The sequence below is a fragment of the Sphaerisporangium sp. NPDC051017 genome, from assembly GCF_040683095.1.
Lineage (GTDB): Bacteria > Actinomycetota > Actinomycetes > Streptosporangiales > Streptosporangiaceae > Sphaerisporangium.
This window is the reverse complement of sequence record NZ_JBFBCI010000002.1, coordinates 42,430-55,556: the sequence shown is the minus strand read 5'-3', so window position 1 is coordinate 55,556 and position 13,127 is coordinate 42,430. Positions and strand designations below refer to the sequence as shown.

The window sequence follows — 13,127 nt, the reverse complement described above, 5'->3', positions numbered from 1 at the left end:
CGACGTGAGGAGTCTGAGTGCCCCGTGATGTGGCCCTGCCCGAGGTGACGGACACCTCGGCGCCCGTATCCGCGCCCGTGGACGAAACGGGTCCAGCCACGCCCGCGGGCACGGACGACAAGCCGGCGGCACCTGTCGTAAGGCGCAGGCTGTCCCGGTTCGGGGGGCAATGGGGTGGAGCGATGAATCCGGTTCTGGAACCGCTGTTCAAGACGGTCCGGGCCACCCATCCCAAGGCCGAGCTCCGCCTCATCGAGCGCGCCTACGACGTGGCCGCCTACCACCACCGCGACCAGAAGCGCAAAAGCGGCGATCCGTACATCACCCACCCGCTGGCCGTCGCCACCATCCTCGCCGAGCTCGGCACCGACGACGAGACGTTGTGCGCGGCCCTGCTCCACGACACCGTCGAGGACACCGCCTACGGCCTGGAGGAGCTGAGGGCCGACTTCGGCGAGAACATCGCGCTGCTGGTCGACGGCGTGACCAAGCTGGACAAGGTGAAGTTCGGCGACGCCGCGCAGGCCGAGACCGTCCGCAAGATGGTCGTGGCGATGTCCCGCGACATCCGGGTACTGGTGATCAAGCTCGCCGACCGCCTGCACAACATGCGCACCCTGCGTTACCTGCCGAGGCACAAGCAGGAGCAGAAGGCCCGCGAGACGCTGGAGATCTTCGCGCCGCTGGCCCACCGCCTCGGCATGAACACGATCAAGTGGGAGCTGGAGGACCTCGCGTTCGGGATGCTCTATCCCAAGCGCTACGACGAGATCGCCCGCATGGTCTCCGAGCGGGCCCCGCGCCGCGACGTGTTCCTCCAGGAGGTCATCGAGAACGTCTCGGGCGACCTGCGCGAGGCCAAGATCAGGGCGACGGTCAAGGGCCGGCCCAAGCACTACTACTCGATCTACCAGAAGATGATCGCCCGCGAGGTCGCGTTCGACGACATCTACGACCTGGTGGGCATCCGCGTCCTCGTCGACACGGTCCGCGATTGTTACGCCGCGCTAGGAACGATCCACGCTCGGTGGAACCCGGTGCCCGGCCGGTTCAAGGACTACATCGCGATGCCCAAGTTCAACATGTACCAGTCGTTGCACACGACGGTCATCGGGCCCGAGGGCAAGCCCGTGGAGCTGCAGATCCGCACCCGCGCGATGCACCACCGCGCCGAGTACGGCGTCGCGGCCCACTGGAAGTACAAGGAGGAGATGGGCGCCGCGGGCCCGGCCGGTGCCCGGGTGAAGGCCGCGGGCGACATGGCCTGGCTGCGCCAGCTCCTCGACTGGCAGAAGGAGACCGCCGACCCGGGGGAGTTCCTGGAGTCGCTGCGCTTCGACCTGTCGGTGTCGGAGGTCTTCGTCTTCACCCCGCGCGGCCAGGTGATCGCGCTGCCCGAGGGCGCCACCCCGGTCGACTTCGCCTACGCCGTCCACACCGAGGTCGGCCACCGCTGCATCGGGGCGCGGGTGAACGGCCGCCTGGTGCCGCTGGAGTCGCGGCTCAGCAACGGCGACACCGTCGAGATCTTCACCTCCAAGTCGCCCGACGCCGGGCCGTCCCGCGACTGGCTGAAGTTCGTCAAGAGCGGCCGGGCGCGCAACAAGATCCGCCAGTGGTTCTCCAAGGAGCGCCGCGAGACCGCGATCGAGGCGGGCAAGGAGGCGATCGGCAGGGCCATGCGCAAGCAAGGCCTGCCGCTGCAGCGCCTGATGTCGGGAGAAAGCCTCCTGGCGCTCGCCAGGGACCTTCGGTACTCAGATGTCTCGGCGCTGTACGCGGCCGTCGGAGAGGGCCACACGGCCGCGCAGGCGGTCGTCCAGAAGCTCGTGCAGGCCCTCGGCGGTGTGGAGGGCGCCGAGGAGGACATCGCCGAGGCCGCCGTCCCCACCAAGCTGCGCGGTCGGCCGCCCCGCAGCGGCACCAACGCGGGCGTCATCGTGGCGGGCGACTCCGACGTGTGGGTGCGCCTGTCGCGCTGCTGCACCCCGGTGCCCGGCGACGACATCGTCGGGTTCGTGACCCGCGGCCACGGCGTCTCGGTCCACCGCACCAACTGCCCGAACGTCGAGCAGTTGCGGGCCGAGCCCGACCGCCTGGTCGAGGTGAGCTGGTCGCCCGGGGACGACTCGGTGTTCCTGGTGGCCATCCAGGTCGAGGCGCTGGACCGGCCCCGCCTGCTGTCGGACGTCACGCGCACGTTGTCCGACCAGCATGTCAACATCCTGTCGGCGTCGGTGACGACCTCGCGCGACCGCACGGCCGTCAGCAAGTTCACCTTCGAGATGGGCGACCCCAAGCACCTGGGCCACGTGCTGAAGGCGGTCCGCAACGTCCAGGGCGTCTACGACGTCTACCGCGTCACCAACTGAGGCCCGAGGCCGGCGCGTCCGCCATGAGGGCGTGATCCCGTACCCGGTGAGGCGTGCCGGACCGCGCGCCGCACCGCACCGTCGAGCCTGAACGCCCGCGTACAGAGGTCGGATGTGCACGCGCCCCGGCCGGTCAGGTCGGCCGGGACGCCCGCTCATGCTCGGCGGACGGTCACAGGGGGCGGCTCAGGAGAACTCGGCGAGCGTGCGCTCGGCCTCCTCCAGCCATGAGCGGCGGGCGGCGATGGCCTCCTCCGCCTCCTTGACGTCCTTGTCCTTGCCCGCGGTCCTGGCCTTGCCCAGCCGGCTCTCAAGCTGCTCGATCGAGCGACGGAGCTGGTCGACCGTGTTCTGCGCGCGGGCCCTGGCCTCGGGGTTGGACCGCTTCCACTCGGCCTCCTCAGCCTTGCGGACGGCTTCGTCGATGCGGCGCAGCCCGCCCTCCAGCTTGTCCCGGGACTCGCGCGGCACCGGGCCGACGGCCTCCCACCGCTCCAGCACCCCCCGCAGGGCGCCCCGGGCGGCGCGGGCGTCGGTCACCGGCAGGATGCGCTCGGCCTCGGCCAGGATCTGCTCCTTGGCCTCGGCGTTCTCCCGCAGGGAGGCGTCCCGCTCGGCGAACACCGCCGAACGGGCCTGGAAGAACTGGTCCTGGGCCGCCTTGAACCGCGTCCACAGGTCGTCCTCCGCCTCCCGCGAGGCGCGTCCGGCGGCCTTCCAGCGGCGCATCAGGTCCCGGTAGGCCGAGGCCGTATCGCCCCAGTCGGTCGAGGTCGCCAGTTCCTCGGCCTCGTAGACGATGCGCTCCTTGGTGCTGCGCACCGACTCGCGCTGCTCGTCCAGCCCGGCGAAGTAGGACTTGCGCCGTTTGGCGAAGGCCGTCCTGGCCGCCGACAGCCGCTTCCACAGCGCCGCCTCGGTGACCCGGTCGATGCGCTCGGCCGTCTTCCACTCCTCGACGAGCTGGCGCAGCCGCTCGCCCCCCGACTTCCAGTGAGTGGTGTCCTCGGCGATGCGCTCGGCCTCGGCGACGATGCGCTCCTTGACCTCCCGGGACTGCGCGCGCGCCTGGTCCCTGGCGGCCTTGACCTCCTCGCGGCGCTTGCCGACCAGGTCGGTGAGCGCCGCGAGACGGGCCTCCAGGGCCGCCAGGTCGCCGACGGCGTGGGCCTCGGAGATCGACTCGCGCAGCTTGACGATCGTCGCCTCGGCCTGCGCGGGCGGCAGGTCGGTGCCCCGCACCCGCTGCTCCAGCAGTTCAACCTGGGTGGCCAGCTCGTCGTACTTCCGATGGAAGTAGGCCAAGGCCTCTTCCGGCTCACCGGCCTGCCAGGACCCGACGGCCCGTTCTCCCTCAGCCGTACGAACGTAGACGGTGCCGTCGTCGTCTACCCGGCCCCACGGGTCGGTGCTCACCGTGTCCTCCCGCACTCGAATCAGCCTCCAGGAGGCTAAGCGTCCTTGGTGTATTACGTCAGCTCTTGCCAGAGATTGTCACGTGTTTGATTTCGACCGGGTCCTTGGGAGCACCCGTGCCGTCGCCCGTCCCCCCGGCCAGGACGCCCTTCTTACTCACATCGTCCAGGATTTTGAGCCCCTTTGTGACGGTACCGAACGGCGTGTAGTCCGGGGGAAGCTGGAGGTCCCCGAAGATGATGAAGAACTGGCTGCCGTTGGTCCCGCGACCGCTGTTGGCCATCGCCACCACGCCGCGCTTGTACTGTGCGCCCGTCAGGTTCTCGTCGGCGAACCGGTAGCCCGGCCCGCCCTGGCCGTCGGTGGGGTTCTTTCCGTCGGCCTTGGCCAGCGGGTCACCACACTGGATCATCGGGAAGGCCGCCTCGCCCATGCGGTGGCACTTGGACCCGTCGAAGTACTTCTGCTTCGCCAGGAACGCGAACGAGTTCGCCGTGCACGGCGCCTTGTCGGTGGCCAGGTCGATGACGATGTCGCCGTGGTTGGTCTGCAGCGTCATCGTCTTCACCTTGGTGTCGGCCTTCGCCGGCGGCATGCCGACGTTCTTGGCCGGGCCCCCGGTGGTGTCGGCGACGTAGTCGCACGTGCCGGTAGCCGCGTCGTAGGGCTTCGGAGCCGGGGGCGCCGAGGCGGACGCGGACGCCGACGGGGTGGCCGTCGCGGCCTCGGTCTTGGAGTCGCCGCCACCGACCAGCGCGACGGCCGCGAAGATGCCGCCGACGACGACTAGCACGCCTAGCGTCGTGCCGATGATCGCCACGCGCTTCTGCCGCTGCTGCCGCTCGACGCGCCGCTGCATCTGCCGTTCGTGATGCTCTCGTGCCAGCTGCTTTTGACGGTCCTTGCCGGTCGCCACCGCTGTGCCCTCCCGACTGTCCGAGTTGATCCGTTTGGTCGCCTCACTGGGCGACCGCCACCTTTATGGAGTGGGCGAATCGTATCGGCCCGCGGGCGATGGTTCGCAGCCCGGCGACCCGCACCGGTACCCTTCGGTTACATTCCCATCCGCTTTCCTTGACGAGATCGATCACATCGAGGTCCGTTCCCGTGCTCATCGACGGCTTTGCCGCAGGCTCCTTCCAGACGAACTGCTACGTCGCCGCTCCCGCCCCGGGAGAGGAGTGCGTGATCGTCGACCCAGGTCAGGACGCCATGGCGGGGGTGGACGCCCTGCTGCGCGAGCACCGGCTCAAGCCGGTCGCGGTGCTGCTGACCCACGGGCACATCGACCACATGTGGTCGGTCGCGCCGGTCTGCGGGGCGCGCGACGTCCCGGCGTGGATCCACCCCGAGGACCGCCACCTCCTCGCCGATCCCGCCAAGGGCTTCCCTCTGGGGGCCGGGCAGGATCTGCTCGGCGGGCTGAAGTTCACCGAGCCCGACGACGTTCGCGAGCTGGCCGACGGTTCGGTCCTGGAGATCGCGGGCATGGCCATCACCGTCGACCACGCGCCGGGCCATACCAGGGGGTCGGTGACGTTCAGGTTTCCGGAGGAGCGTGTCATGTTCTCGGGGGACCTGCTGTTCGCCGGCTCCATCGGCCGCAGCGATCTACCGGGCGGTGACTACCCGACCATCCTGCGCAGCCTGGGCCGTGTGTGCCTGACGCTGCCGGACGACACCGCGGTGCTGCCCGGTCACGGACCACAGACGACGATCGGCCGCGAACGCGCCGCCAACCCGTACCTCGCCGAGGCTGCGCCGTTCGCGGGTCCAACCAGGGGACTGTAAATGAGCTTTCAGGCGCCCAAGGGCGTACCAGAATACTTCCCGCCGCGCTCGGCGACCTTCCTCGCGGTGCGCGCGGCCTTCGCCGCCGCGGCCCAGAACGCCGGCTACTCCTACATCGAGGTGCCGGTCTTCGAGGACACCGAGCTGTTCGCCCGCGGTGTCGGCGAGTCGACCGATGTCGTTACCAAAGAGATGTACACCTTCGCCGACCGCGGCGGCCGGTCGGTCACGCTGCGGCCGGAGTTCACCGCGGGCGTGATGCGCTCGACGCTGGAGCACGGCCTGCACCACGGCCAGCTCCCCGTCAAGCTGTGGACCACCGGCCCGGCCTTCCGCTACGAGCGCCCGCAGGCCGGCCGCTACCGCCAGCTCCAGCAGTTCAACGTCGAGGCCATCGGCACCGAGGACCCGGCCGTGGACGCCGAGACCATCGCGGTGGCCTGGTCGGGCTACCAGGCCCTCGGGCTGACCCAGGTGCGGCTGCTGCTGAACACGCTCGGCTGCAAGCAGTGCCGCCCGGCCTACCGCGCCGCCCTGCAGGACTTCCTGCGCGGCCTGGACCTGGACGAGGCCACCCGCGCGCGCATCGAGATCAACCCGCTGCGGGTGCTGGACGACAAGCGCCCCGAGGTCAGGGCCCAGGTCGAGAACGCACCCCTCATCACCGACCACCTGTGCGCCTCCTGCAAGGCCCACCACGACCGCGTCCGCGCGCTGCTGGAGGACCTCGGCGTGCCCTGGGAGGACGCCCCGCGGCTGGTGCGCGGCCTCGACTACTACACGCGCACGACCTACGAGTTCGACCACCCGCTGCTCGGCGCCCAGTCCGGCATCGGCGGCGGCGGCCGCTACGACGGCCTGTCCGAGGACATCGGCGGCCCTCCGCTGCCCGGCATCGGCTTCGCCGTCGGCGTCGACCGCATCATCCTCGCCGTGGAGGCCGAGAACCTCTCCCAGGAGGCCCCGGCCCGCGTCGCGGTGTACGGGGTGCCCCTCGGCGAGGAGGCCGCCAGGCGCATGTTCAGGCTCGTGAACGAGCTGCGCGCGGCGGGTGTGCCCGCCGACATGGCCTTCGACGGCAAGGGCCTCAAGGGGGCCATGAAGGGCGCCGACCGCTCGGGGGCGGCCTACGCCGTGATCCTCGGCGAGCGCGACATCGCCGCCGGAACGGCCCAGGTCAAGAACCTGGCGAGCGGCGAACAGGACGCCGTACCACTCGCTGAGATCGTCACCACTCTTAAGGAGAGACTGACCCCATGATCCGCACCCACACCGCCGGGTCGCTGCGCAAGGAGCACGCCGGTCGGCAGGTGACGCTGGCCGGATGGGTGGCACGCCGCCGCGACCACGGTGGCGTGGTCTTCATCGACCTGCGCGACGCCTCGGGCACCGCCCAGGTGGTGTTCCGCGAGGAGGATCACGCGCACGACCTGCGCTCGGAGTACTGCGTCCGGATCACCGGCGAGGTGCGCACCCGTCCCGAGGGCAACGAGAACCCCGACCTGCCGACCGGCGACATCGAGGTCGTCGCCTCGGAGGTCGAGGTGCTGAGCGAGTCCGCGCCGCTGCCGTTCCCGATCGAGGGCGGCGCCGGCGTCTCGGAGGAGGCGCGGCTGAAGTACCGCTACCTCGACATCCGCCGCCAGCAGGTCGCCCACGCGCTGCGCGTCCGCTCGACGGCGACCTACCTCGCCCACGAGGTCATGCGCGAGCACGACTTCGTGTACGTCGAGACGCCCGACCTCACCCGATCGACCCCCGAGGGCGCCCGCGACTTCCTGGTGCCGGTCCGCCTCCAGCCGGGCGCCTGGTACGCCCTGCCGCAGTCGCCGCAGCTCTTCAAGCAGCTGCTCATGGTGGGCGGCCTGGAGCGCTACTACCAGCTCGCGCGCTGCTTCCGCGACGAGGACCTGCGCGCCGACCGCCAGCCGGAGTTCACCCAGATCGACGTCGAGATGTCGTTCGTCGACGAGGACGACGTGATCGCCCTCGGCGAGGCACTCATCAGCCGCATCTGGAAGGAGACGGTCGGCTACGACCTTCCCCTGCCGCTTCCCCGGCTGACCTACCGCGAGGCCATGGCGCGCTTCGGCTCCGACAAGCCGGACCTGCGGTTCGGCTGCGAGCTGGTCGAGATGACCGGCTACTTCGCCGAGACGCCCTTCCGGGTCTTCCAGGCGCCCTACGTCGGCGCGGTGGTCATGCCCGGCGGCGCCTCCCAGACCCGCAAGGAGCTCGACGCCTGGCAGGACTGGGCCAAGTCGCGCGGCGCCAGGGGCCTGGCGTACGTTCTGGTGGGCGAGGACGGCGAGCTCGGCGGCCCGGTCGCCAAGAACCTCACCGAGGCCGAGCGCGCGGGCCTGGCCGAGGCCGCGGGCGCATCGCCGGGCGACGCGGTGTTCTTCGCCGCCGGGGTCCCCGCGGCCTCCCGTGACCTGCTGGGCGCCGCGCGGCTGGAGATCGGGCGGCGCTGTGGGCTCATCGACGAGTCGCTGTGGAGCTTCCTGTGGGTGGTCGACGCCCCGATGTTCGAGCCGGTGCTCGACGAGGTCGGCCGGCAGACCGGCTGGACGGCCGTGCACCACCCCTTCACGGGCCCCAAGCCCGAGTGGGCGGACAACTTCCAGGACAACCCGGGCGAGGCCCTGGCGTACGCCTACGACATGGTGTGCAACGGCATGGAGATCGGCGGCGGGTCGATCCGTATCCACCGCGCCGAGATGCAGCAGCGGGTCTTCGACGTGCTCGGCATCTCCAAGCAGGAGGCCGAGAGCAAGTTCGGCTTCCTGCTGGAGGCGTTCAACTACGGCCCCCCGCCGCACGGCGGCATCGCCTACGGCTGGGACCGCATCTGCATGCTGCTGGCGGGCGGCGAGTCGATCCGCGACGTCATCGCCTTCCCCAAGACGGCCTCCGGGTTCGACCCGCTGACCGGCGCCCCCACGCCGATCACGGCCGAGCAGCGCAAGGAGGCCGGGGTCGACGCCAAGCGCGCCCCGGCGCCGGGCGCCTGAGGGCCGCTCACGACGCCGTGAGAGCCGAGAAGGGGTGAGCCCCGGCGCCTGCCGCGCCGGGGCTCACCCCTTTCGCTCTGGTTTCGCTCTGTCCCGCCCGTCCCGTCGCCGGCGGTCGCGGTCTAGTGGGAGACCGTCAGGTTCTTGATGATCACCGGGAGCTTGGGGGCGTTGGAGCCCTCGCCGCGGACGTCCGCCATGACGTCGCCGTTGAAGGGGATGATGCCACCCTTGGCGATCTTGTCGACGACGTCCATGCCCTTGACGACCACGCCGAACGGCGTGAAGGCCGCGCCCTGGTCGCTGAGCTGGGTGTTCTCGTCCGAGAAGCTGATCCAGAACTGGCTGCCGTTGGAGTTGGCGTCCTCGCTGGCCTGCGCCATCGCGACCGTGCCCCGGCCGAGCGACAGGCCGCCGAGGTTCTCGTCGCCGAAGAGGTAGCCCGGGCCGCCGGCGCCGTCGTCCTTGCTCTTGCCGTCGGCCTTGGCCAGCGGGTCGCCGCACTGCAGCATGCCGAGCCCGACGGTCTCGGGCGTTGCCAGGCGGTGGCACCGGGTGTTGTCGAAGAAGTTCTTCTTCGCCAGGAACTCGAAGGAGTTCACGGTGCACGGCGCCGCGTCGGTGGCCAGCTGGATGACGATCGTCCCCTGGTTGGTGTCGATCGTCATGGTCTTGGCCTTCATGTCGGGCTTCGAGGGCGGCGTGCCGACATTCTTGGCGGGCGCGTCCGTGTCGTCCTTGCGGTAGGAGCACGTGACGGCCGCCGGCGCCGTGGTCGGGAGCACGGCCGGCGCCGACACGGACGCGGAGGGGTCGGCTGAGGACGACGCCGACGCCGAGGAGGACGCGGAGGGGGCCGCGCCGGGCTTCTTGTCGTCGCCCCCCATGAGCGTGGTGGCCGCGACGACGCCGCCCGCGACGACCACGACGCCCACGACGGCGCCGATGATCGTGTTCCGCTTCGACGTGCCGTTCTTGGCCCGCTCTTCCTGTCGCTCGCGGTGCTCCCGTGCCAGCTGGGTCTGGCGATCCACGTCGGTCACGGTATGCCTTCCATTTGCCGATAGATGACTTGATGTGTTCGGGAATCGTACCGGCCTTTACGTTGAGGCCGGATAAAAAGTGCAGTTGGCACGGCTTCGAAGATCATTCTTGACCGATGGCCTCGACCGGGATTGGTTGCGCCGGGGAATGTCGTCGGGACGACTTCTTACAAGATCTTGACGTCCCGTGGGGCATGATTGGACCCGCGTGGCGAGGGTTCCCGCGTGGGCCGGGAGCCGCCCGGAGAACCAAGGGAGCTCCCGGTGCGTATAAGGGACGACACGTCACCTCACATGGAGCCCAGACATGTTCGACGAGGTTCTCGGCCTGCCGGCCCACCCACTGATCATCCACACCGCCGTGATCTTCATCCCGCTGCTCGCGGTCGGCTCCGTGGTCTACGGTGTGGTTCCGCGCTGGCGCCCCGTACTCGGCTGGGCGGTGGTCGTGCTGGCCGTGGCCGCCCCCGTGACGGCCTTCGCCGCCCGTGAGAGCGGCGAGGCGTTCCAGGCGCGGCTCTTCTCCGGAGGGGCGCCCCAGGGGCCGCTCGCGCAGCGCCTCGAGGAACACGAGAGCTTCGCCCTGCCGCTGCTCCTGAGCTCCATCGGGCTCGGCGTCGTCTCGTTGCTGCTGGTGTACTCCGCCGCCAGGTTCGGCAAGACCACGACCACCGTCCTCGCGGTCGTCACCGTCCCGCTCGCCCTGGTCGCCGGCTTCTACGTCCTGCGCGCCGGCCACACGGGCGCCACGGCGGCCTGGGGCAGCTGACCGCCGGAACCTCGCCGCCCGCGGGGCGGTAGTAGGGGCATGAGATATGCGGTGACGCTTCTGGTGTGCGCGGCGGCCGCCGCCGCGTGCGCCTCCTCTTCGCTCTCGCCGGCCTCTCCGGGCGCCTCCCCGCATCCGGGCTCCGTGTCCGCGAGCACGTCCGCGAGCACGGCCCCCTCCGCCCCGGCCGCCGCGCCCGCCGGCTCGGCGACCCGGGAGGGATGCGGGGACACGCCGGTCCGGCAAGGGTCCCCGCCCGCCTGGGCCACGGTCAACGCGCCCGTCCTGCCGTTCGTGCTCGGCCGTGAGGGCAACGCGGTCGGCTACCTGTTCACCGAGCCGCTGCGGGCAGGGAAACCCCAGAACCCCGCCAACAAGATCCTCTGGTACGTCCGGGAGAGGCGCGGGGAGTACAGCATGCGCGTCCTGGCCCACCCGCGTGGCGGGACGCGTCCCGTCGTCGAGCTGAGCTTCCCCTCTGGCGCCGGGCCCGGGGAGATCTATCCCAGCATCACCGAAATGCCCGAGCCCGGCTGCTGGACCCTCGACCTGACGTGGGGCGCGAACCACGACACCGTGGACCTGCTCTATCGGCGGTAGTGTCAACGCGTGGAGAGTTTGTTCGACGCGGCGGCCGAGGAGGCGCACAAGGCCCAGGAGCCCCTGGCCGTGCGCATGCGGCCGAAGACGCTGGACGAGGTCATCGGCCAGCGCCACCTCCTCGGGCCGGGGACGCCCCTGCGCAGGCTCGTCGAGAGCGAGGCGCCCATGTCCCTGTTCCTCTGGGGCCCTCCCGGCACCGGCAAGACGACGCTGGCCTACGTCGTCGCCGGGGTCACCGCCCGCCGTTTCGTCGAGGTCTCGGCCGTCTCCGCCGGCGTCAAGGAGGTCCGCGCGGCCATCGACCAGGCCAGGACCGAGGTCGGCATGACCGGCCGCCAGACCGTCCTGTTCGTCGACGAGGTCCACCGCTTCAACAAGGCACAGCAGGACGCGCTGCTGCCCGCCGTCGAGAACCGCTGGGTGACGTTCATCGGCGCCACCACCGAGAACCCGTTCTTCTCGGTGATCTCCCCGCTGCTCTCGCGCTCCCTGCTGCTGACGCTGGAGTCGCTGTCGGAGGCCGACGTCCGCGCCGTCCTCGAACGCGCCGTGGCGGACGCGCGCGGGCTCGCCGGCCGGGTGCGCCTGGCTCCCGAGGCGATGGAGCATCTGGTCCGCCTGGCCGGGGGAGACGCGCGCCGCTCGCTCACCTACCTGGAGGCGGCGGCCCTGCTCGTGCCCGAGGGCGAGATCACCGTCGAGACCGTCGAGAAGGCCGTCGACAAGGCCGCTGTCCGCTACGACCGGCAGGGCGACCAGCACTACGACGTCGTCAGCGCGTTCATCAAGAGCATGCGCGGCTCCGACGCCGACGCCGCGCTGCACTACCTCGCCCGCATGATCGAGGCGGGGGAGGACCCGCGGTTCATCGCCCGCCGTGTCGTGATCTTCGCCTCCGAGGACGTCGGCATGGCCGACCCCACCTGCCTGCAGGTCGCCGTGGCGGCGGCACAGGCGGTGCAGATGATCGGCCTGCCCGAGGGGCGCATCAACCTCGCCCAGGCGGTGATCCACTGCGCGCTGGCGCCCAAGTCCAACGCCGTGGTCAAGGCCATCGGCGCCGCGTCCGAGGACGTCCGGCGCGGGCTGATCGGGCAGGTGCCCGGCCACCTGCGCGACGCGCACTATCCCGGGGCCGCCAAGCTCGGCCACGGCAAGGGCTACAAGTACCCCCACGACTTCGAGCACGGCCTGGTGCGGCAGGAGTACGCGCCGGAGGAGGTCCGCGAGCGCCGCTACTACGAGCCCACCCGGCACGGCGGAGAGCAGCACTTCGCCGACCGCTGGACCAAGATCAGAGAGTTCCTGCGCGGCGCCTCGTGACCCCGGGGTCAGGTTTTCCACAGGCGGGGCCGTCGTCCGCTCCGCCGTCCACAGGCGGGCGCGCTGGGCACGGGCGGGGCTCCCGGGCGCGATAGGGTCTCCCCATTCCATCGCCTAGCCGGGCCGCGCATCCGCAAGGCGCTACGAGGGGACGCACCGAGATGCTTACCGCGGGAGAGGTCGCCGGCCTCATCGTCGCCATGTTCTGGGCGATACTGGTCTGCTTTCTGGCAGTGGTGCTGGTCAGGCTGGCCCGGCTGCTCACCCAGACCACCAAGCTGATGGCCGATCTGAACGACCGGGTCGTCCCGCTGCTCGACGAGGTCAGCCTCACGGTCGCCGAGACCAACCGCCAGCTCGTCGCCGTCGAGGCCATCGCGGGCGACATGAAGCAGGTCAGCGGCAACATGGTCAAGGTCACCGGCGTCGCCTCCACGCTCTTCGCCAGGCCGGTCATCAAGATCTCGGCGCTGGCGCACGGCCTGCGCCGCGCGGTCGCCGCGCGCCGGGCCGGCTCCTCCCGCGCCTCGCTCGAAGGACGGCGCCGATGATCAGGCGGCTGTTCTGGCTGGCCCTCGGCGCGTACATCGGCATCTGGGCCATGCGTAAGCTGCAAGCATTGAAGCCCGACCACGTGGCGCGCCGCGCCGCCGACGGCGCCCTGGGCCTGCTGGCCGAGGCGCGCCTGTTCGCGCGGGACGTCCAGGGTCTCGCCGCGGACCGTGAGGCCGAGCTGCGGGCGCGCTTCGAACTCGACACCGTAAGAGAAACCAGACACGAAAAGGACGGCCGCTGA

General features: G+C 70.7%; 12 protein-coding genes. 9 read left to right on the top strand and 3 right to left on the bottom strand.

What is annotated here, in order from left to right; genetic code table 11:
* Positions 1-182: 182 nt before the first annotated feature.
* Positions 183-2,372, top strand: a complete 2,190-nt coding sequence (locus tag AB0M95_RS02875; protein WP_358522502.1) for a bifunctional (p)ppGpp synthetase/guanosine-3',5'-bis(diphosphate) 3'-pyrophosphohydrolase — start codon at positions 183-185, stop codon at positions 2,370-2,372.
* A 186-nt stretch (positions 2,373-2,558) separates the two neighbouring features.
* Here AB0M95_RS02875 and AB0M95_RS02870 read toward each other — a convergent pair whose 3' ends face one another.
* Both AB0M95_RS02870 and AB0M95_RS02865 read right to left on the bottom strand, forming a co-directional pair.
* Complete coding sequence (locus AB0M95_RS02870; RefSeq protein ID WP_363758539.1) at positions 2,559-3,788, bottom strand: DUF349 domain-containing protein; 1,230 nt, start codon at positions 3,786-3,788, stop codon at positions 2,559-2,561.
* A 58-nt stretch (positions 3,789-3,846) separates the two neighbouring features.
* Positions 3,847-4,704 carry a peptidylprolyl isomerase gene (locus tag AB0M95_RS02865; protein ID WP_363758536.1) on the bottom strand — a complete coding sequence of 286 codons (858 nt, stop codon included), beginning with the start codon at positions 4,702-4,704 and terminating at the stop codon, positions 3,847-3,849.
* 191 nt (positions 4,705-4,895) lie between these two features.
* Between AB0M95_RS02865 and AB0M95_RS02860 the strand changes: the two genes are divergently transcribed.
* The 3 genes from AB0M95_RS02860 to aspS are packed head-to-tail and all read left to right on the top strand — an operon-like array spanning position 4,896 to position 8,593.
* Positions 4,896-5,579: an MBL fold metallo-hydrolase gene (locus tag AB0M95_RS02860; protein WP_363758533.1), complete on the top strand. Its 684-nt coding sequence runs from the start codon at positions 4,896-4,898 to the stop codon at positions 5,577-5,579.
* Complete coding sequence (hisS, locus tag AB0M95_RS02855; protein WP_363758530.1) at positions 5,580-6,839, top strand: histidine--tRNA ligase; 1,260 nt, start codon at positions 5,580-5,582, stop codon at positions 6,837-6,839.
* Positions 6,836-8,593, top strand: coding sequence for an aspartate--tRNA ligase (gene aspS, locus AB0M95_RS02850; protein ID WP_363758527.1), 1,758 nt, complete (start codon positions 6,836-6,838; stop codon positions 8,591-8,593). The genes hisS and aspS overlap by 4 nt, the downstream gene beginning before the upstream one ends.
* Before the next feature lie 122 nt (positions 8,594-8,715).
* Here aspS and AB0M95_RS02845 read toward each other — a convergent pair whose 3' ends face one another.
* Positions 8,716-9,636: a peptidylprolyl isomerase gene (locus tag AB0M95_RS02845; protein ID WP_358522518.1), complete on the bottom strand. Its 921-nt coding sequence runs from the start codon at positions 9,634-9,636 to the stop codon at positions 8,716-8,718.
* 307 nt (positions 9,637-9,943) lie between these two features.
* Between AB0M95_RS02845 and AB0M95_RS02840 the strand changes: the two genes are divergently transcribed.
* From AB0M95_RS02840 to AB0M95_RS02820, 5 genes are all read left to right on the top strand, one after another.
* A complete protein-coding gene (locus tag AB0M95_RS02840; protein ID WP_363758524.1) occupies positions 9,944-10,405 on the top strand; it encodes a DUF2231 domain-containing protein in 462 nt (153 codons plus the stop codon).
* 51 nt (positions 10,406-10,456) lie between these two features.
* Entirely contained in the window at positions 10,457-11,005 is a 549-nt protein-coding gene (locus AB0M95_RS02835) for a hypothetical protein (RefSeq protein WP_363758521.1), read from the top strand.
* Between the two features lie 9 nt (positions 11,006-11,014).
* The gene (locus tag AB0M95_RS02830) at positions 11,015-12,331 is read left to right on the top strand and encodes a replication-associated recombination protein A (RefSeq protein ID WP_363758518.1); all 1,317 of its coding nucleotides are present in this window, start codon (positions 11,015-11,017) and stop codon (positions 12,329-12,331) included.
* Positions 12,332-12,492: 161 nt separating this feature from the next.
* On the top strand, positions 12,493-12,882 hold the full coding sequence (locus AB0M95_RS02825; RefSeq protein ID WP_358522527.1) for a DUF948 domain-containing protein: 390 nt from the start codon (positions 12,493-12,495) through the stop codon (positions 12,880-12,882).
* Complete coding sequence (locus tag AB0M95_RS02820; RefSeq protein WP_358522528.1) at positions 12,879-13,127, top strand: hypothetical protein; 249 nt, start codon at positions 12,879-12,881, stop codon at positions 13,125-13,127. Before AB0M95_RS02825 ends, AB0M95_RS02820 begins: the two co-directional genes overlap by 4 nt.